Origin of the sequence: Streptomyces coryli (assembly GCF_011044975.1) — a bacterium.
Lineage (GTDB): Bacteria > Actinomycetota > Actinomycetes > Streptomycetales > Streptomycetaceae > Streptomyces > Streptomyces coryli.
The window spans coordinates 16,155-35,998 of record NZ_JAAKZV010000060.1 but is presented as its reverse complement, the minus strand read 5'-3'; the positions used below and the strand labels follow the sequence as shown (position 1 = coordinate 35,998).

Sequence of the window (19,844 nt, the reverse complement as noted above, 5' to 3'; positions counted from 1 at the left end):
CCCCCACCTCCCCGCCCCCACGCTCGACAGAGCGCAAGGCTGCCGAGGAAAGGGGGAACCGAAGATGAACCGCCGGAGGTATCGCTGGCCGCTCCTGGCCCTGGCCTTCCTCACGCTCATAGCCGGCGGCGCCGGCTGGTACTGGTACGAGCGGCTGGACGGCAACATCCACGCCGACTCCGCCACCGCCCGCGAGCTGCTCCGCTACGAGCAGGAGCGCCCCCAGCCCTCGGCCACCGGCGCCCAGAACATCCTCCTCATCGGCTCCGACAGCCGCACCGAGGCCCGTAACCGCAAATACGGCCAGGCCAACGGCAAGCGCTCGGACACCACGATCCTGCTGCACATAGCCGGCGACCGGCGGTCCACCACCGCGGTGTCCATCCCACGTGACCTGATGACCGGGATACCGAGCTGCCGCCGCCCGAACGGCGACAGCTCCGGCGCCCAGACGAACCAGTTCAACTTCGCGTTCTCCTACGGCGGCGCCTCCTGCACCATCCGCACCGTCGAGCGCCTCACCGGGTTGCGCGTCGACCACCACATGATCGTCGACTTCGCCGGCTTCAAGGACATGGTCAATGCCGTCAACGGCGTCGAGGTCTGCGTCCCCGAGGCGATCAACGACAAGCCCGCCAAGCTGCACCTCAAGGCCGGCCGCCAGACCCTGATGGGCGAGGAGGCGCTCGGTTACGTCCGCGCCCGCAAGAGCCTCGGCGACGGCAGCGATACGGACCGGATGGCGCGGCAGCAGGAATTCCTGGCCTCGCTCGTCAGCAAGGTGAAGTCCAACGGCGTGCTGCTGAACCCGCTGCGCCTCGCCCCGCTCCTCGACGCCGCCACGAAGTCGGTCACCACCGACCCGGGATTGGCCTCGCTGACCGATATGTACGACTTGGTGCGCAGTCTGCGCGACGTACCGGAGGCGGACGTGCGCTTTCTCACCGTGCCGCGGCAGCCGTACCGTTACGACACGAACCGGGACGAGCTGGTGCAACCGGACGCCGAGGAGCTGTTCGACGCGCTCCGCCTGGACACCGAAGTCCCCTTCGTCTCCCGCCAGGTGAGCCCGGTGCTGCTCGGCGGCAGCCGGCCGGCCCAGGGCGAGGACCCGGGCGCGGACACCGACCCCGACGGCGGGTCTCCCGCCTTCGAGGGCACGCGCCCTACAGATGACATCTGCAAGTAAACCCGGTTAATAACGGGCAATCCTGTGGCGTAAGAGCCGTGTGGTCGCGACGTAAAGGCGAGTGGAATTTGTCACGGGCGTCGCTAGACGCTGAAGTGGGCGGATAGTGTGAGCGGTCTGGCCGTTCCATGGGGGACGGCCTGCACTGCAAGTAGACCGTATTGAGCGCCCTCGGGGGAGGCGCCTTCGGGGAAGCTGACTGAAGGACCTGAGCGACAGTGGATGCGCGAGGCCGCGGCCGAGCAGGCGACGTCGACCCTGCTGACCAGTGGGTGTTCAACCCGGACACCGGCAGCTATGAGCTGCGCCAGCACGCACCGAGACCGCCTCGGCAGAGACAGTCCCCGGAGCCGTACGCGGAGTCCTACGCTCCGCCCGCCGACCCGTACGCCCCGCCGGCCGAGCCCCGGCTGCCGGGCCAGCGCCGTCGGCCCGTCGAGGACCCGGGTGCACGCCCCAGCCGGCGCAAGCCGAAGCCGCCCAAGACCCGTAAGCAGAAGGCCCTGTTGTGGGGCGGCGGGACGATGGCGTTCCTGCTGCTGGGCGGGTGCGTGGGCGCGTATGTGCTGTACGAGCAGCTCAACGGCAACATCAACACGTACGACATCGGCGAGGAGAACGCGGCCACCACCGACGGTCCCGTCAACATCCTGATCCTGGGCACCGACGCCCGTACGGGGAAGGGCAACGAGGGCTACGGCGACGCGGGCAGCGTCGGTCACGCGGACACCACGCTGCTGCTGCATGTGGCCGAGGACCGCAAGAGCGCGACCGCGCTGTCCATCCCGCGCGACATGATCGTCGACATCCCCAACTGCACGTCGCGCAAGGACGGCGAGGAGAAGTCCATCCCCGCCACCCCGAATCAGCGCTTCAACACCAGCCTGGGGCAGAGCGGGCGCGACCCGAGCTGCACCATCGACACCACCGAGAAGCTGACCGGGCTGAACATCAGCCACTTCATGATGGCCGACTTCAACGCCGTCAAGGAGCTGTCGTCGGCCGTCGGCGGCGTCGAGGTCTGCACCACCAAGCCCATCAACGACCCGAAGTCGCACCTGAAGCTGCCCAAGGGCAAGAGCGTCGTGGAGGGCGAGGACGCGCTGGCGTTCGTCCGCACCCGGCACTCGGTCGGCTTCGGCAGCGACCTCAGCCGGATCGAGCTGCAGCAGCAGTTCCTCGGCTCGCTGGTGCGGAAGATGAAGTCGGGCGGCACCCTCACCAATCCGAAGAAGCTCTACGACCTGAGCCAGGTGGCCACCAAGGCGCTCACGGTTGACACGGGCATCGGCAGTGTGAAGAAGCTGATGCAGCTCGCCAACGACCTCAAGCAGGTGCCGCAGAAGAACATCGAGTTCGCAACGGTGCCTGTCGTGGACAATCCGGACGACCCCGCCACGGTCGTGCTGGACAAGACGAAGGCCGAGCCCCTGTTCAAGATGCTGCAGGCGGACCGCCCGCTGAACGGCGGTGCGAAGGGCAAGAAGGAGGCGAAGAAGGTCAAGAAGGCCCCGGCGGCCGAGGTCCGGGTCGATGTCTACAACGGCAGTGGCGTGACCGGCCAGGCTCAGAACGTCCTGACCTGGCTGCAGACCGACAAGGGCGTACCGCTGTCGACCAACGCGGGCGACGCCGGCACGCAGAACCAGGCGAAGACCACCCTCACCTATGCACCGAATCAGGCCGACCAGGCAGCGACCCTGGCCGACATGATGGGGCTGCCGAAGAGCGCCATGAAGCAGACGAAGACCGACGCCGGCGCCCGGGAAGCGATGAAGCTGTCCCTGGGCAAGGACTTCACCGGTGTCGGCACGCCTATTGAGGCGCCCGACAAGGCCCCTGAAGGGGTGCAGCACGTCAACGCGGACGACAAAAACATTTGTGCCAAGTGAGGACACGGCCGCACCGCCATTCGACCGTGTCAGCTAACCCATCGACTGGGAGGGCCCATGCGCCGCAGCAGCGTTCGCGGTGAGGGAGCGCATTACTACCGGCGTTCCGGCTACGCACGCGATCCTCGCGATCTCGGCTGGGATGACAGCCTGTACGAGGAAAGACCCCGGGGGCGGAGGCTACCGCCGCCGCGGCGAGGGGGCTTCGTCCCGAATGACGACTATGACGACGGATACTACGACGACGACGATTACTACTACGACGATGACTATTGGGAGCCGCCGCGCAAAAAGCGGCGGGTTCTCCGATTCTTCGCCTGGGTGGTCGCGCTCGGAATACTCGCCACCGCCGCGGGCGGTTATCTCTGGTATCGGGACCTGAACAACAATCTCCGTAAAGATGAGCTCAATCTCGGACAGAACCGGGTCGACAAGAAGCCGCCGAACGCGGCGGGTCAGACCCCGCTGAACATCCTGCTGCTCGGCTCCGACAGCCGCGGCTCGAAGGAGAACCAGAAGCTCGGCGGCGCCAAGGGCGACGCCGACCGGCCGCCGCTGGCGGATGTGCAGATGCTGCTGCACGTATCGGCGGACCGCTCCAACATCTCGGTCGTCTCCGTCCCCCGGGACACCCTCACCAAGATCCCGGAGTGCAAGACCAAGGACGGCAAGACCTACGAGGCCACCACCACGAACTCCATCAACTCCAGCCTCCAGCACGGCGGCCCGGGCTGCACCGTGGCCACGTGGGAGGAGATGACCGGCATCCACATCGACCACTTCATGATGGTCGACTTCGCCGGCGTGGTGCAGATGGCGGACGCGGTCGGCGGCGTCCCGGTCTGCGTGAAGAACAACATCTATGACAAGCAGTCGCACCTGCGGCTGAAGAAGGGCACCACCGTCGTCAAGGGCGAGCAGGCGCTGCAGTGGCTGCGCACCCGCCATGGCTTCGAGGACGGCTCGGACATCGGCCGTACGCACGCCCAGCACCAGTACATGAACTCCATGGTCCGCGAGCTGAAGGCGGGCGCGAAGCTGACCGACCCCGGCAAGCTGCGCTCCCTGGCCACCGCGGCGACCAAGGCGCTCACCGTCAACGAGGAGATCGGCTCGGTCAAGAAGCTCTACGACCTGGCCAACGACATCAAGAAGGTCCCGACCGACCGGATCACGATGACCACGATGCCGTGGAAGTCCGGCGCCCCCGAGGCCCCCGGCCGGGTCCGCCCGAAGAACCCGGACGCGGACTGGATCTGGAACCGGCTGCGCTCCGACCAGCCGATCGACGGCAAGGACAAGAAGAAGAAGCCGTCGGCACCGCCCGCCCAGGCCCCGCCGAAGGGCGAGGTCGAGGTCACGGTCCAGAACGGCACCGGCACCGTCACCCAGGTCCCGGTCACCGGCCGGGCCGGCGCGGTCGCCGACCGGATGCAGGACCTCGGCTTCACCAACACCAAGTCGGACACCACACGGCGGTCTTCGGCCGACACCACGATCACGTACAAGGGCGCGGAACAGCGCGCCGGTGCGCAGTCGGTGGCGAAGGCGCTCGGCCTGCCGGACCAGGCGGTACGGGAGTCCTCGCAGGCGACCGGCATCACGCTGGTCGTGGGCGCGGACTGGCGCCAGGGCGCGTCGTACCCGAAGGGCAAGGCGGAGGCCTACGGCGGCGACAAGGCGCCGGACAGCTCCAACCCGCTGAACGCCGGGGACGACAAGAAGGCGTGCATGGACGTGTACGAGCCGTACATCTGGTGATGTGAGGCAAAGCTTCGGGGCCGGCACCGTGTGGTGCCGGCCCCGAGGTGTTTGTGCGCGGCCCTACGCCTTCACGGCGGGCCGGCGGCTGGCGATGACCTTTCTGGCCAGCTTCTTCGGGCTGGTGAGGAAGCCCCAGCCCCAGGACATGTGCATTGTGGCCAGGGCCACCGGGATCTGCGCGCGGGCCTTCGCCGACAGGCCCTTGCCCGCCGGTACGGAGCCCGCGGCGATGGCCGCCAGGTAGCCGCCGGGGATGATCCAGCCCCACGGGGTGAGGACGGCGCCGATCACGAGGCCCGCGGCGATGCCGAGGACGGCGGCCGGGGGCGCGAGGTAGCGCAGGTTGATCGAGCCGGAGTGGTAGCGCGCGACGACGTGGCGCCACTTGCCGTAGTCCTTGTACTGCTTGGCCAGCGCCTTGACCGAGGGCCGCGGCCGGTACGAGACCCGCAGCTCCGGCGAGAACCAGATCAGGCCGCCGGCCTCGCGGATGCGGTAGTTCAGCTCCCAGTCCTGGGCGCGGATGAACTCCTCGTTGTATCCGCCCTGCTGCTCGAGCGCCTCGCGGCGGAAGACGCCCAGGTAGACCGTCTCGGCCGGGGCGGCTTCGCCGCCGGTGTGGAAGGCGGCGTTGCCGACGCCGATCTTCGACGTCATGGCGGCCGCGACGGCCCGCTCCCAGTCGTTCTCGCCCTCGGCGTGCATGATGCCGCCGACGTTCATCGCGCCGGTCTCGTCCAGCAGCCGCACCGCGGTGGCGATGTAGCCCGGCGAGAGCATCCCGTGGCCGTCGACCCGCACCACGATGGGGTGCCGGGAGGCCTTGATGGCGGCGTTGAGCGCGGCGGGGGTGCGGCCCGTGGGGTTCGGCACCGTATGCACCCGGCCCCAGGAATGGGACGCAGTCTCGGCGACCAGCTCGGCGGCGATCTCCTCCGTGCGGTCCTTGGACGGGCCGATGGCGATCACCACCTCCAGCTCACCCGGGTACTCCTGCTCCAGGATGGCCTCGACGGCATGCCGCAGATGCCGCTCCTCATTGAGCACCGGCATGATCACGGAAACGGCCGGCGGCTGCTGTGCCTGGTCGTGGTGGTCTGTCGCGTTCATATCCACGCCACGTTACCGCGAACGGGGGATGCCCAGGCGCGCTGCCACCTGCCGGGGGACGGGCATACATAGCTTTGACGGTCTGTGCTGCCGCGCACCGGCTCCTGGGGAGGATTCTCGTTGACCGCGCCGTCCCGTCCACCCGGCCCTAGGTGGGGGCTCCGGCTCGCCACCGGTCTCTCGCTGGCACTGCTGGTACTCGGGGGTGCGGGGCATCTGCTGCTCGGCACCCTGGGCCACAAGATCGACCGGGTGGACGCCTTCGACGGCCTCGACAACCGCCCGCAGCAGCACGGCAGGGGCATGAACTTCCTGCTCGCCGGCGTCGACCGGCGGGACAGCGTCACGGCCGCGGAGAAGGCGAAGTACCGGCTGGGCGGCGCGCCCTGCAACTGCACCGACACGCTCATGCTGGTGCACGTCTCCGGCGACCGCCGCCGCGCCAGCGTCATCTCCATCCCCCGCGATACGTACGTGAAGTTCCCGCCGCACACCAACCACGACCTCGGCGAGGAGCTGGCCGCCCACCCCGGCAAGCTCAATTCGGCGTACGGGCACGGCGGTCCGCCGCTCACGATCCGCTCGGTCGAGCGGCTGACCGGCGTGCACATCGACCACTACCTGGAGATCGACTTCTCCGCCTTCATGAAGACGGTCGACGTCATCGGCGGCGTGGACGTCTGCACCGCGCGCCCGCTCAAGGACTCGCACTCCGGGCTCGACCTCCCCGCCGGCACCTCGACGCTGAAGGGCGGCGAGGCGCTGCAGTACGTCCGCGCCCGGCACGTCGACGGCGCCTCCGACCTCAGCCGGATGAAGCGCCAGCAGCGCTTCATGGCCGCCGTCATCGCGAAGCTCAGCGGCACCGGCGGGCTGTTGAACCCGGCGAAGTTCCGGGAGGTCAGCTCGACGGTGCTGGGGTCCGTACGGGCCGATGCCGGCTTCTCCAGCGAGTCGATGGTGTCGCTGGGCGAGGCGATGCGGGACTTCTCGCCGAAGTCCTCGGAGTTCGCGACGGTGCCGATCGCGGACGAGAACTTCCAGGTGCCGGAGGTCGGCGAGACGGTCAAGTGGGACACGAAGAAGGCCGACAACCTCTTCGCCAAGATCCGCGCCGACGAGCCGCTGCTGATGCAGCGCCCGAAGGGCCCTCAGCCCCGCCTCGTCGAGGTGCCCCCGCAGCAGATCCAGGTGGCGGTGCGCAACGGCACCGGGCGCTCTGGTCTGGCCGGCAAGGCGGTGGCCGATCTGACGAAGGCCGGCTTCATCGCAGGGCCGCCGGACAATGCGGACGCCGACGAGAAGCGCACGGTGATCTCCTACGACCCGGCCCACGACCAGTCGGCCCGCTCCCTGCAGGCCGCCCTGCCGGGCTCGGTGCTACGCGAGGAGCCGGGCCAGGGCCCGGTGATGCAGGTCACACTCGGCAAGAACTTCAAGAAGGTCGCCCCGGTCCGCCCGGCGGACCCGGTGCTGGACGCGGAGGCCTTCGGTGAGTTCTCGGCGGTCTCGGGCGACCAGGTGACCTGCAAGTAGCGGTCAGTCCATGCCCTCGGCGGTCCGCTTGGCGCGCAGCTCCTGAATCGCGCGGCGGCGGGCCAGGCGGTGGGTGCGGCGGATCTGGGCCTCCTGCCGGCGGCGGCGGTCCTCGCCGGTCTGCGGCTCCGCCTGCGGGACAGGGCGTGGCTTGCCCTCCTCGTCGACGGCCACGAACACCAGGTAGGCGCTGGCCACGTGCTTGGCGGGGGTCGATTCGTTCCAGCGCTCCGCCAGCACCCGCACCCCGATCTCCATCGAGGACGATCCGGTCCAGTTGACCTGGGCTTTTACATGCAGCAGGTCCCCGACCCGTACCGGCTCCAGGAAGACCATCTCGTCCATCGAGACCGTCACCGCGGGCCCCTCCGAGTGCCGCCCCGCCACCGCGCCCGCGGTGTCGTCGACGAGCTTCATGACCACACCGCCGTGGACGGTGCCGAGGAGGTTGGTGTCGTTCCCCGTCATGATGTGGGACAGGGTCGTACGGGAAGCCTCGGTGGGCTTGGTGTTCATGACGGTCAGCTTATGCACAGACCCGCAGAGCGACATATTTGGCCTGCTCTGCATCAGGTTCGCCACAGTCTCTGCCCGATTCAGAACCCCACTTCCAGCCGACACGCCGAGCAAGGCAGACTTCACGGCATGAACGACTGGCCGGATGCATGGAACGACAACCGCAGGGACCGGAGTGGGCAGCGCCCGCAGCCGGAGCCCACGCGCGTCATGCCGACGCAGCGGCCAGGCGTGCCGCCGCAGCATGACTACGGACGGTATGACGACGGTTACAACGAGGGACAGGTCTACGGCGGCGGCGGTGGCCGCGGCCCCGACCAGTACGACGCAGGGCCGCGCCGCGCCCCGAACTGGGGCAAGCGGATCAAGATAGGCCTCATCACGCTGCTCGTCGTGGTGCTCGCCGTCTCGCTCGGCACGTACTTCTGGGCCGACAGCAAGATGCGCAAGGAGGTCGACCTCAGCAAGGTCGAGGACCGTCCTTCCAGCGAGGGCACCAACACCCTGATCGTCGGCTCCGACAGCCGCGCGGGCCTGTCCGACGAGGACAAGAAGCGCCTGCACACCGGCTCGTCCGAGGGCAACCGCACCGACTCGATGATGATCCTGCACGAGGGCGACAACGGGAACACGCTGATCTCCATCCCGCGTGACTGGTACGTGACGATCCCGGCCTTCAAGGGCTCGGAGAGCGGCAAGCAGTACCCGGCGACCAAGAACAAGATCAACTCTGCGTACTCGCAGGACGGTCCCGGCCTTCTCGTGCGCACCATCGAGTACAACACCGGCCTGAAGATGGACCACTACGCGGAGATCGGCTTCGGCGGCTTCGCGAACATCGTGGACGAGCTCGGCGGCGTCGAGATGTGCTTCGACAAGCCGATCAAGGACAAGAACTCCGGCGCCGACTTCAAGGCCGGCTGCCAGGACCTCAACGGCGAGCAGGCGCTGGCCATGGCCCGTAACCGCTACGCGCTCGCGGACGGCGACCTGGGCCGTACCAAGAACCAGCAGAAGCTGCTCAACGCCATCGCGAAGAAGGCGGCGAGCCCGGGCACGATCATGAACCCGTTCAGCCTCTACCCGACCATGGGTGCGGGCCTGGACACGCTGGTCGTGGACAAGGACAACGGGCCTTACACGCTGCTGAAGATGTTCATGGCGATGAAGTCCGTGAACGGCGGCGACGGCAACTCGCTGAACCTGCCCACCGTCCCTGGCGGCAACATGCCGGGCGCGGGCTCGGTCCTGAAGTGGGACGAGGCGAAGGCGAAGCAGCTGCTGGAGCAGGTGAAGAACGACGAGAAGGTCACCGTCACCGACAAGTGACGCGGTGACGCGCTGATACGCGAAAAGGGCCGGGTCCAGCGGACCCGGCCCTTCTGCGTGCGCCGTTACGGCAGGTTGCGCGCCATCACGATGCGCTGGACCTGGTTGGTGCCCTCGTAGATCTGGGTGATCTTGGCGTCCCGCATCATCCGCTCCACCGGGTAGTCGCGGGTGTAGCCGTAGCCGCCGAGGAGCTGGACCGCGTCCGTGGTGACCTCCATGGCGATGTCCGAGGCGAAGCACTTCGCGGCCGCGCCCAGGTACGTCAGGTCGGCGTCGACCCGCTCGGAGGCGGCGGCGGCCTGGTAGGTCAGGGCGCGGGCGGCGGAGACCTTCATCGCCATGTCGGCGAGCATGAACTGGATGCCCTGGAAGTCGGCGATCGGCTTGCCGAACTGCTTGCGCTCCTTGACATAGCCCTTGGCGTAGTCGAGCGCGCCCTGGGCGATGCCCAGCGCCTGGGCGGCGATGGTGATGCGGGTGTGGTCGAGGGTCTTCATCGCCGTGGCGAAGCCGGTGCCCTCGGCGCCGATCATCCGGTCCGCGGGGATACGGACGTTGTCGAGGTAGACCTCGCGGGTCGGCGAGCCCTTGATGCCGAGCTTCTTCTCCGGGGCGCCGAAGGAGACGCCCTCGTCGCTCTTCTCGACGACGAAGGCGGAGATGCCCTTGCTGCGCTTCTCCGGGTCGGTGACGGCCATCACCGTGTAGTACTCGGACTCACCGGCGTTGGTGATCCAGCGCTTCACGCCGTTGAGGATGTAGTGGTCGCCGTCGCGCACCGCGCGGGTCTTCATGCCCGCCGCGTCCGAGCCGGCGTCCGGCTCGCTGAGGCAGTACGAGAACATTCCGTCGCCCTTGGCCAGCGGGCTCAGGTACTGCTTCTTCAGCTCCTCGGAGCCGGAGAGGATGACCGGCAGCGAGCCCAGCTTGTTGACGGCCGGGATCAGCGAGGAGGAGCCGCAGACGCGGGCCACCTCCTCGATCACGATGACGGTGGCGAGCGCGTCGGCGCCGCTGCCGCCGTACGTCTCGGGTACGTGCACGGCGTGCAGGTCATTCGCTACGAGGGCAGCCAGCGCCTCCCGCGGGAAGCGGGCCTCCTCGTCGACCTCGGCCGCGAACGGGGCGATCTTCGCCTCGGCGAGCGAGCGCACGGCGTCCCGGAGCATGTCGTGCTCCTCGGCCGGCCGGTACAGGTCGAATTCGGGCTGTCCTGCCAAGGCTCTCTCCACTCCACGCTGCCTGCTAACTACCGTTAAGTAACGCAACGATGGTAGAGCGCCCCGGGACAGCGGGCCTACGTGACGTTGCGCACGCCGCGTAGGCCCGTGCCCGGGCGGGCTACCGCTTACTGCGGCAGGCGTACGCGGCGGCGGGCGGCGTACGCTGCGGCGGCCGCGCCGAGGGCGGTGAGGGTGGCGGCGCCGCCGATGAGGGCGGCGGTGCCGTCGGTGCCGGTGTGGGCGAGGTCGCCGGTGGTGGGCTTGGTGGCGGTGGTCTGGATGGAGGTGCCGGTTCCGTTGCCGTTGCCGGTTCCGTTGCCGTTGTTCGCGCCGGGCTTCGAACCGGAGCCGGCGTCGTTGCCGTGGTCGCCGCCGTTGCCGTGGTCGCCACCGTGGCCCGGGTCGGTGCCGGGGTCCGTGCCCGGGTCGGTCTCCGGCAGCTTGCTCTGCAGGTACTTGGCGCCGTCGACGGTGGCCTGGCGGTACGCCGCGTCCGTCACCTTCGTGGCGTCCTTGATCACGCTCTCGAGCTTGTCGAACGCCTTCTCCGGGTCGCCGCCGACCTTGGCCTTACGCGCCTCGCGGACGAGCTTCGCCAGGTGCTGGTGGTCGCCGTCGGAGAGGTGGCCCTTCTCCTTCGCCTCGCCCAGGACGGCCAGCAGCTGCTTGTAGCTGTGCGGCGTCATGATCGGCTGCGGCAGTTCCTCCAGGTTCAGCCGCTCCTGCAGGTACTTGGCACCGTCCACGAGCGACTGGCGGTAGGCCTCGTCCGTCACCACACCGGCGGTCTTGATGACGGCCTGCAGCCGCTCGTACGCCGTGTCCTTGTCCCCGGCCTTCTCGGCCGTCTCCGCCTGGGTGACCCGGTAGGTCATCCGGCCGAGCTCGGTCTTGTCCAAGTGCCCCTTGCCGTGCGCCTTGTTCAGCAGGTCGCGCATGTCCTGGTAGCTGCGCGGGGTCCTTATCGGCTCCGGCAGCTCGACCGGCGGCAGCTGCTCCCGCAGGTTCTTGGCGCCGTCCACGATGAGCGTGCGGTACGTCTCGTCGTGGACCGCGCGGGCGGCATGCTCGCCAAGGCTCTTGAGCTCCTCGTACGCCTTGCCCGGGTCGCCTGCGTCGGCGGCCTTCTGCGCCCGGCTCAGCTGCGACGCCATCCGGCCGTGATCGCCATGCGATACGTGCTGGAGCTCAAGTGCCTTGTCCAGCGCGGCCCGCAGCTCCTCGTACGTCTTCGGGGTGTCCGGGACCGGCTTCGGCAGCTCGACCGGGGGCAGCTGGGTCTGCAGCTGCTTGGCACCGGCGATGATCACCTGGCGGTAGCCGGCGTCCATCGGCGTATTGCCGGCGAGCGTGGCAAGGCTCGCGAGCTCCTGGTGCGCCTTCTCCGTGTCCCCGGCGCCGGCCGCCTGCTTCGCCTGGCTGACGTGGTGGGTCATCCGGGCGTGGGGCCCGTCCTTGACCGCCGCATCCACCACGGCCTGCAGCGCCTCATACGTCCGCGGCGTGTCCGGCAGCGTCGCCGCCGTCTCCTGGCTCGCCGTCGGCTCCGGGTTGTCCGCCGCGATGGCGGCTGTGCTCGACAGGATGACCGAGCCACCCATGATGGTGGTCGCAGCGGCGGTGGTCATGATCCGGCGGCCGGCAGTGCGCTTGGGCGCGCGTCGCTTACCCATGGGTGAGCGGGCCCCTTTCGGTTGGGAGTTGAGGCGTTGTCCCGGGTGGACCGCTTCAACGTATAAGGGGCACATATGCACAAGCGCGGGCAATGGTCCCGACCGGGCGGGACCAAAGTCCACTGCACCGCCGGCCGCGCGGCGGCGGCTACTGGGCCGGCGGGTCGAGCAGTCGGCCGAGGGCGACCGGGTCGTAGGCGTTCTGCCAGTGGTGCGTGATCAGGCCGTCGCGGAACTTCCACAGGCCGCAGAACCGCTCCGCGTGCTCCTCGCCGCGGATCGTGAAGTGGAAGGTGCCGATGATCGTGCCCCAGTGGTCGTTGGCCACCACCGACTCCACCTCCGCGCGCAGCGTGCCGCCCGTCTTGTCCGCCAGCCAGCGCTCAACCGCGGTGACGGCGTGCTTGCCGTGCAGGTCGGGTGCGCCCTCGGGGGTGTCGCGGGCGGCGACGTGATAGACGACGTCGTCGGCCGCGTACTCCGCGATCCGGGTGAGGTCCCGGTACACGGCGCGGATCGTGGCGCAGTTCGGGTGCTCGCTGCTCGCCGCGGGGCTCGTCTGCCGCGGTTCCGGGCGCCAGGCCTCGGCCTGAGCGCACTGGGCCTCGACGTCCCGCCACTGGCCGCCGGTCAGCACGACGCCGGCCGCCTTCATGTTGTCCTCCAGGTGCGGCAGCTTCGTGGTGCCCGGGATGGCGAGGATGTTCGGCGAGCGCTGCAGCAGCCAGGCCAGGCCGAGCCGGGCGCCGCTGGTGCCGTATGCCTCGGCCGCCTTGGTCAGCACCCCGGCGGGGCCGACGAGGCCGCCGTGGCCGAGCGGGAACCACGGGATGAAGGCGATGCCGTTGTCCTCGCAGTACTCCAGCACCGGCGTGCTCGCCTGGTCCGCGATGTTGAACAGCGCCTCCACGGCGGCGATGTCGGTGATCTGCCGGGCCGCCTCGATCGTCGCCACCGGCACATCCGGCTGGCCGGAGAGGCCGATGTGCCGGATCTTGCCCTCGGCCTTCAGCTCGGCCAGCACACCCAGCTGGTCGGCCAGCGGCACCCGGTCGTCGATGCGGTGCAGCTGGTAGAGCCCGATCGATTCGGCTCCCAGCCGCAGCAGGCTCACCTCGACCTGCTGCCGCAGGTATTCGGGCCGCCCGAGCGCCATGATGTACGGGTCCCGGCCCTCCTCGTGCGTCCAGTCCCGCGGGCCCGTACGCAGCATGCCGCCCTTGGTGGAGATCACCAGGTCGTCGGGGTACGGGTGCAGGGCCTTGCGGATGATCTCCTCGTTGTGGCCGGGGCCGTACGAATCAGCGGTGTCGAGGAAGTTCACGCCGAGGTCGTGCACGGCGCGGCGGAGGATCCGGACCGCGCTGTCCGGGTCCTCCGGCGGACCCCACATGCCCGGTCCTGTGAGGTGCATGGCTCCGTAGCCGAGCCGGTTGACGGGGGTCTCGCCGCCGAGGCGGAAGGTGGAAGGGGACGTGGCGGTTTCGGGCATGGCACAGCCTCGCTTTCGTGCTGGACGGTCCGTACGGGAGGGGGGTGGTCAGTGCTGGGCGGTGGGGACCGCGCCGCCGGTCTGCCGGACCACGGAGCGGGGGCCGGTGGGGGCGCGCCAGACGCCCAGTGACGTTTCTGCGGTGATCCCGGGCCCGAAGCCGGCGAGCAGCCCACGCGCCCCTTCGGGGAGGCCCTCGTCGAACTGCCGCCGCAGCGCGTCGAAGACGACGGCGGAGGCGATGTTGCCGTACTCGGTGAGGGTGGTCCGCGAATGGCGGAAGGCGTGCGGCTCGACGGACAGGTAGTGGCACAGGTCGTCGAGGATGCGCGGGCCGCCCGCATGGATGATGTAGAAGTCGAGCGCCGAGGCGTCCCAGTCGTGGGCGCCCGCGAGCGTGTGCAGGGCGGGGGCGAGGACGGACATGGTGCCGGGCACCCGGCGGTCCAGCCGGAAGTGGAAGCCGGTGGCCTTCACCTCGTACGCGATCCAGTCCTCCGTATCCGGCACCAGGTGGGAGGCGTTGCGGACCAGCCGCATGCCGTGCCCGCCGTCGTCGCCGCGCACCACGGCGGCGGCGATGGCGTCGCCGAACAGGCCGTTGGAGAGCAGCGAGCCGACGTCGGAGTCGTCCGGCTGGTAGCACAGCGAGCAGAACTCGCAGGCCACGATGAGCACATGGGCGCCGGGGTAGGCGCGGCAGAAGTCGTGCGCCCGGTTGATCGCGGTGCCGCCGGCGGCGCAGCCGAGCTGGGCGATGGGGATCTGCCGGGTCGCGCTGCGGAAGCCGAGCTCGTTGATCAGCCAGCTGGTCAGCGGTGGCATGGCGAAGCCGGTGCAGGAGACGAAGACGATCGCGTCGATGTCGCGGACGCCCAGGCCTGCCGAGGCAAGGGCCTGCTCGACTGCCGCCGGGATATGGCGTTTGGCCTCCCGGACGTAGACCTTGTTACGGGCCTCGAAGCCGGGGTGGGTGAGGGTGACGTCCACCGGCTGGATCAAGTGCCGCTTGGTCACACCGGTGTTGGTGATCATGCGCTTCACCAGGCGCAGCCTGGGGTGCTTGGGGTGTAACTCCTCTGCGAGGCTGAGGGTCTTTTCCATCGAGAGGATGTTCTCGGGGACCCAGACAGCGGGTCGGCACAGCACGGGCACGGGACAGGCCCTGCCTTTCGTCGTCCATGGGGTTCTCGCGAACCAACCGTGAGGTTCCACTGGTCGGCCGCACCCGGGACGCCGGCGTGCAGACCTCGTCGCCGCACCACCTTGCCCATGTGACGGGTGATGCGTAAAGCCAGAACTGGGGGGCGGGCGATGCATTGGGCCGCCTACTAAGTACAACCGTCAACAATGAATGTCACCGCCTGCGCCCGCTCGGCTACCGACAGTTACGGCTTGCGGAGGTGCTCCGCCAGCGTGTCGTTGCGCATCGCCTCCCACAGACGGTCGCCCTTGTCCTTGTCGAGGAGCACCACCGACTGGCCCTTGACCGTGTCGAGGCCGCCGACCGGGGCGTTCATGAAGGTCATGTCCGAGGTGCGGACGTTGCGCAGGTCCCACATGAGGTCGCGGAGGTCGGAGTCGGCGAGGCGGTCGTCGACGCTGATCGTGGAGGTCACCGCGTCGAGGAGGCGCTTGGCCTTGAGCGGGTTGGAGAGGTTCGCGGGTGAGATCGTCTTCGCGGCGACGGCCTTGAGGAAGAACTGCTGGCGCCGGGTGCGGTCGAGGTCGCCGCGCGGCAGGTTCTTGCGTTCGCGTACGTACGTCAGCGCCTGCTCGCCGTTCATCTCCCGGCCCTCCAGCGTGACGCCGCCGACGGCGTCGGTGAGGCGCTTGAAGCCGCTCCAGTCGATGACGGCCAGGTGGTCGACGCGTACGTCCGTGAGCCGCTGCACCGTGTCGATGAGCAGCGGCGGGCCGCCCCAGGAGAAGGCGGCGTTCAGCTTCGCGTCGCCGTGCCCAGGGACCGGGACCCAGCTGTCGCGGGGCAGCGAGACGACGTAGGCGGCGCTGCGGTCCTCCGGCAGGTGGACCAGCATCATCGTGTCGCTGCGCTGCGCGCCCGGCTTCCACTGCGGGGCCTTCGCGGAGCTGCCGGTGGTGGGCAGGTCGGAGCGGGCGTCGAGGCCGACGAGGAGATAGGTCTCGCCGCCCTTGCCGGGCGCCGGCTGGTCCTTCTCCGGTACGTGCGAAGGGAAGGCGCCGGGGATGCGGTCGACGCGGCCGGTGTAGTGCTCGTACGCCCACCACGCCGCGCCGGCGGCCAGGAGGGCGCCCGCGGCCAGGAGGGCCAGGGCGCCCATGAGGACGCGGCGGCCGCGGGGGCGGCGGCGGGAGGTCTGGGCCTGATGGGCGGGCTGGGCCTGCTCGGTTTCGACACCGGTGCTGTCATTCACATCCACGTCAGACAACCCAGGGTGGCTCAAGGTTGCCCGGTCACGCGGTTATGCTCGGGGGCGGCCCAGCCCCCGCGAACCGGAGGACCCGCTTCCATGGCCCCCAAGATCACTGTGATCGGCACCGGCTACCTCGGTGCCACGCACGCAGCCGCCATGGCGGAGCTGGGATTCGAGGTGCTGGCGCTGGACGTCGTACCCGAGAAGATCGCGCAGCTGTCGACCGGCAGGGGCCCGATGTACGAGCCCGGCCTCGACGAGCTGCTGACCAAGCATGTGGCGGGGCTCGAGGGATCGTCCGGGCGGCTGCGCTTCACCATGGACTTCGCCGAGGTCGCGGACTTCGGCGACGTGCACTTCGTGTGCGTGAACACGCCGCAGAAGCACGGCGAGTACGCCTGCGACATGTCGTACGTGGACAGCGCCATGGAGTCGCTCGCCAAGCACCTCAGCAAGCCGTGCCTGGTGGTCGGCAAGTCCACCGTGCCGGTGGGGTCCGCCGAGCGGCTCGCCTCCCGTATCGCCGAGCTGGCGCCCGCGGGCGACGAGGCGGAGCTGGCCTGGAACCCGGAGTTCCTGCGCGAGGGCTTCGCCGTCGACGACACCCTGCACCCGGACCGGCTCGTCGTCGGCGTGCGCAGCGAGCGCGCGGAGAAGCTGCTGCGGGAGGTGTACGCGACGCCGATCGAGGAGGGCACGCCCTTCGTGGTGACGGACTTCCCGACGGCCGAGCTGGTGAAGACCTCCGCGAACGCCTTCCTGGCCACGAAGATCTCCTTCATCAACGCGATGGCGGAGATCTGCGAGGCCGCGGGCGGCGACGTCGTGAAGCTCGCGGAGTCGCTGGGCTATGACGAGCGGATCGGCCACAAGTTCCTGCGCGCCGGGGTCGGCTTCGGCGGCGGCTGCCTGCCGAAGGACATCCGCGCCTACATGGCGCGGGCCGGCGAGCTGGGCGTCGACCAGGCGCTGACCTTCCTGCGCGAGATCGACTCGATCAACATGCGGCGGCGGGGTGCCGCGGTGGAGCTGGCCCGCGAGGCCTGCGGCGGCTCCTTCCTCGGCAAGCGGGTCGCGGTGCTCGGCGCCACCTTCAAGCCGGACTCGGACGACGTCCGCGACTCGCCCGCGCTGAACGTCGCCGGGCAGATCCACCTGCAGGGCGGCCAGGTCACGGTGTACGACCCGAAGGGGATGGAGAACGCGCGGCGGCTCTTCCCGACGCTCGGCTACGCCGATTCGGCACTGGACGCCGTGCGCGGCACGGACATCGTGCTGCACCTGACGGAGTGGCGCGAGTTCCGCGAGCTGGACCCGGCGGAGCTCGGCGCGGTGGCCGCCCGCCGCACCATCGTCGACGGCCGCAACGCCCTCGACCCGGAGAAGTGGCGCGCGGCCGGCTGGACGTACCGCGGGATGGGCCGCCCGAACGCGTAGCGCCCTGGCGGGCGGCTGGGCGGCGCGGGCCAGGCCAGGCGGGCCGGGCGTTCAACGCTGCCGGGTCCGGTACGCCCGCATCTTCGCGCGGCTGCCGCACACCGCCATCGTGCACCAGCGGCGCCGGCCCGCCGGGCTGCGGTCGTAGTACGCCCATCGGCAGTCGTCCGCCTCGCAGGCCTTGAGGCGGTCCCAGGTGCCGTCCGCGGCCGCGGACGCGATCGTCGCCGCGATACGGGCCGTCAGCACCGCCACGCCTTTCAGCTCGCGCGCCGGGCGCAGCCGCGCCCCGCCGTCCGGCGACACCGCCACCGTCAGCGGCGCCGCCGCCAGCAGCTCCCCCAGCGGCTCCGTGGGGGCCGGAAGGCCCGCGTGCGCCAGGCATACGGCCCGCAGCGCCTCCCGCAGCCGCCGGAGCGCCGGCAGGTCACGTTTGCGCAGGGACAGCGCGGACACCCGGTCGTCGGTGAGGAACGACTCCAGGTCGTCCGCCCCGGACTCCACGTCCAGCGTGTTCACGAAGTCCTGGATCAGCTGCAGACCCGCCGGTGTCTCCACGCTTGCGATGTTACCTGTGTCACCCCATCATGAGGTAACGGAGTCAGTTACCGGAATAAGCCAGCAAGGAGTAACGCCATGCCCATCGCCACGCTGGGTCCCGTAGCGCTGGACTGTCCCGACCCCCGGGCGCTCGCGGAGTTCTACGCCGGCATCCTGGGCGGCGAGGTGAAGCAGAACGCCGACGCGCCGGACTGGATCGACCTCAACCTCCCCACGGGCGAGCGCCTCGCCTTCCAGGAGGCCCCGGACTTCGTGCCGCCGAGCTGGCCGAACCCGGAGCGGCCGCAGCAGTTCCACCTGGACCTGATGGTGCCGCGGGCGGAGCTGGACGCCGCCCAGGAGCAGGTGCTCGCGCTCGGCGCGAAGCTGCTGGACGACCAGATCGGCAAGGGCCTCTGGCGCGTCTACGCGGATCCGGCCGGGCACCCGTTCTGCCTCTGCGTCAGCTGAGCCCGTACGCCCCCGGGCACGACGAAGCCCCCGGTCCGCCGGAACCGGGGGCTCTGCCGTATCAGCTATGCGCGCTTCAGAGGCTGACGCCGTGCGAGCGCAGGTACTGCACCGGGTCCACGTCGGAGCCGTACTCGGCGCCGGTGCGGATCTCGAAGTGCAGGTGCGGGCCCGTGACGTTGCCGGTGGCGCCGGAGAGGCCGAGCTGCTCGCCCGCCTTCACCTGCTGGCCGGTGGTCACCGAGACCGACGAGAGGTGGGCGTACTGGGCGTAGCGGCCGTCGTCGAGCTTGACGACGATCGCGTTGCCGTACGCGCCGCCGTCGGCGCCGTTGCCGGCCTTGACGACGGTGCCCGCGGCCACGGACTTCACCGGGGTGCCGGTGGAGGCGCTGAAGTCGATGCCGGTGTGGCTGCCGGAGGACCACATGCCGCCGCCCGCGCCGTACGGCGTGGAGACGGAGCCGGGGACCGGGCGGACGAAGCCGTCGGACGAGGAGCTGTCAGCGGCCTGCTTGGTCTCGGCCTTGGGGGCCTCCTCCTTGGGGGCCTCCTGCTTCGGGGCGGCCGACTTCTTCGGGCCCTCCTCGAAGGTGACGTCGCGGTCACCGTCGAAGTCGTACTTCTGGCCCGGGAAGATCAGGTCGGGGTCGCCGCCGATGGTCTTCTTGTTGCTGTCGTAGATCGCGTGCCAGCCGCCCTTGACGTCGTGCTTGTGCGCGATGTCGGAGAGCGTGTCGCCCTTGACCACGGTGTACGTGCCCGGCTTGGTCTGCTTCTGCTGCGGGGCCGCCTTGGTGCCCCACTCCTCGTTCGAGGAGTCCTGCTTCGGGGCCTCCTGCTTGGGAGCGGCCTCCTGCTTCGGGGCCTCGGCCTCCGTCTGCGGGGCCGGGCCGCCCTGGGACAGGCCGGCCTTCGGGCCGCAGTTCGGCCAGGCGCCCGGGCCCTGGGAGTCGAGGACCTTCTCGGCGATCTCGATCTGCTGGGCCTTGGTGGCCTTGTCGGCGGTCGCCGCGTACTTGGTGCCGCCGTGGGCCGCCCAAGTCGACTGCGAGAACTGCAGGCCACCGGTGTAGCCGTTGCCGGTGTTGATGGACCAGTTGCCGCCCGACTCGCACTGGGCGACCTTGTCCCAGGTGTCGACGGAGGCTGCGTGCGCCGAGCCGCCCGCGATCATCGGAATGGCTACGCCCGCGCCGCCGGCGGCGAGGACGAGAGTGGCGCGCTTCTTGGCTATTCGGCCGAGACGACGGTGACGTCCGCGTGCGGACAT

Annotated in this window: 16 protein-coding genes; 7 read left to right on the top strand and 9 right to left on the bottom strand. The window is 69.7% G+C overall.

The genetic code is table 11. From position 1 onward, the window contains the following. Positions 1-64: 64 nt before the first annotated feature. From G5C51_RS15965 to G5C51_RS15955, 3 genes are all read left to right on the top strand, one after another. Entirely contained in the window at positions 65-1,189 is a 1,125-nt protein-coding gene (locus G5C51_RS15965) for an LCP family protein (RefSeq protein ID WP_165237759.1), read from the top strand. Between the two features lie 218 nt (positions 1,190-1,407). After that, on the top strand, positions 1,408-3,081 hold the full coding sequence (locus tag G5C51_RS15960; RefSeq protein ID WP_165237757.1) for an LCP family glycopolymer transferase: 1,674 nt from the start codon (positions 1,408-1,410) through the stop codon (positions 3,079-3,081). A 57-nt stretch (positions 3,082-3,138) separates the two neighbouring features. Then, positions 3,139-4,842, top strand: a complete 1,704-nt coding sequence (locus G5C51_RS15955; protein ID WP_165237755.1) for an LCP family protein — start codon at positions 3,139-3,141, stop codon at positions 4,840-4,842. Positions 4,843-4,905: 63 nt separating this feature from the next. Here G5C51_RS15955 and G5C51_RS15950 read toward each other — a convergent pair whose 3' ends face one another. Next, complete coding sequence (locus G5C51_RS15950; protein ID WP_165237753.1) at positions 4,906-5,955, bottom strand: glycosyltransferase family 2 protein; 1,050 nt, start codon at positions 5,953-5,955, stop codon at positions 4,906-4,908. Positions 5,956-6,075: 120 nt separating this feature from the next. Between G5C51_RS15950 and G5C51_RS15945 the strand changes: the two genes are divergently transcribed. Then, positions 6,076-7,491, top strand: a complete 1,416-nt coding sequence (locus G5C51_RS15945) for an LCP family protein (RefSeq protein WP_165237751.1) — start codon at positions 6,076-6,078, stop codon at positions 7,489-7,491. A 3-nt stretch (positions 7,492-7,494) separates the two neighbouring features. Here the strand turns inward: G5C51_RS15945 and G5C51_RS15940 are convergent, their stop codons facing one another. Beyond that, on the bottom strand, positions 7,495-8,007 hold the full coding sequence (locus G5C51_RS15940; RefSeq protein ID WP_165237749.1) for an acyl-CoA thioesterase: 513 nt from the start codon (positions 8,005-8,007) through the stop codon (positions 7,495-7,497). 129 nt (positions 8,008-8,136) lie between these two features. Between G5C51_RS15940 and G5C51_RS15935 the strand changes: the two genes are divergently transcribed. Further along, a complete protein-coding gene (locus G5C51_RS15935; protein ID WP_165237747.1) occupies positions 8,137-9,336 on the top strand; it encodes an LCP family protein in 1,200 nt (399 codons plus the stop codon). Between the two features lie 65 nt (positions 9,337-9,401). Here the strand turns inward: G5C51_RS15935 and G5C51_RS15930 are convergent, their stop codons facing one another. The 5 genes from G5C51_RS15930 to G5C51_RS15910 form a co-directional block, all read right to left on the bottom strand. Further along, positions 9,402-10,559 (bottom strand): acyl-CoA dehydrogenase family protein, encoded by a 1,158-nt coding sequence (locus G5C51_RS15930; RefSeq protein WP_165237745.1) that lies wholly within the window; start codon positions 10,557-10,559, stop codon positions 9,402-9,404. A 128-nt stretch (positions 10,560-10,687) separates the two neighbouring features. After that, positions 10,688-12,235, bottom strand: a complete 1,548-nt coding sequence (locus G5C51_RS15925) for a hypothetical protein (protein ID WP_165237743.1) — start codon at positions 12,233-12,235, stop codon at positions 10,688-10,690. Positions 12,236-12,383: 148 nt separating this feature from the next. Continuing rightward, on the bottom strand, positions 12,384-13,727 hold the full coding sequence (locus tag G5C51_RS15920; protein ID WP_165237741.1) for an aldo/keto reductase: 1,344 nt from the start codon (positions 13,725-13,727) through the stop codon (positions 12,384-12,386). Between the two features lie 48 nt (positions 13,728-13,775). Next, the gene (locus tag G5C51_RS15915; protein WP_165237739.1) at positions 13,776-14,882 is read right to left on the bottom strand and encodes a 3-oxoacyl-[acyl-carrier-protein] synthase III C-terminal domain-containing protein; all 1,107 of its coding nucleotides are present in this window, start codon (positions 14,880-14,882) and stop codon (positions 13,776-13,778) included. 233 nt (positions 14,883-15,115) lie between these two features. After that, positions 15,116-16,123 (bottom strand): LCP family protein, encoded by a 1,008-nt coding sequence (locus G5C51_RS15910; RefSeq protein WP_338118161.1) that lies wholly within the window; start codon positions 16,121-16,123, stop codon positions 15,116-15,118. Positions 16,124-16,219: 96 nt separating this feature from the next. Here G5C51_RS15910 and G5C51_RS15905 point away from each other — a divergent pair, with 96 nt between their 5' ends. After that, on the top strand, positions 16,220-17,560 hold the full coding sequence (locus G5C51_RS15905) for a UDP-glucose dehydrogenase family protein (RefSeq protein ID WP_165237737.1): 1,341 nt from the start codon (positions 16,220-16,222) through the stop codon (positions 17,558-17,560). A 51-nt stretch (positions 17,561-17,611) separates the two neighbouring features. Here G5C51_RS15905 and G5C51_RS15900 read toward each other — a convergent pair whose 3' ends face one another. Continuing rightward, entirely contained in the window at positions 17,612-18,127 is a 516-nt protein-coding gene (locus tag G5C51_RS15900) for a CGNR zinc finger domain-containing protein (RefSeq protein WP_420824819.1), read from the bottom strand. Between the two features lie 69 nt (positions 18,128-18,196). Between G5C51_RS15900 and G5C51_RS15895 the strand changes: the two genes are divergently transcribed. Then, entirely contained in the window at positions 18,197-18,571 is a 375-nt protein-coding gene (locus G5C51_RS15895) for a VOC family protein (RefSeq protein ID WP_165237735.1), read from the top strand. A 76-nt stretch (positions 18,572-18,647) separates the two neighbouring features. Here the strand turns inward: G5C51_RS15895 and G5C51_RS15890 are convergent, their stop codons facing one another. Beyond that, positions 18,648-19,844, bottom strand: a complete 1,197-nt coding sequence (locus G5C51_RS15890) for a transglycosylase family protein (protein ID WP_165237733.1) — start codon at positions 19,842-19,844, stop codon at positions 18,648-18,650.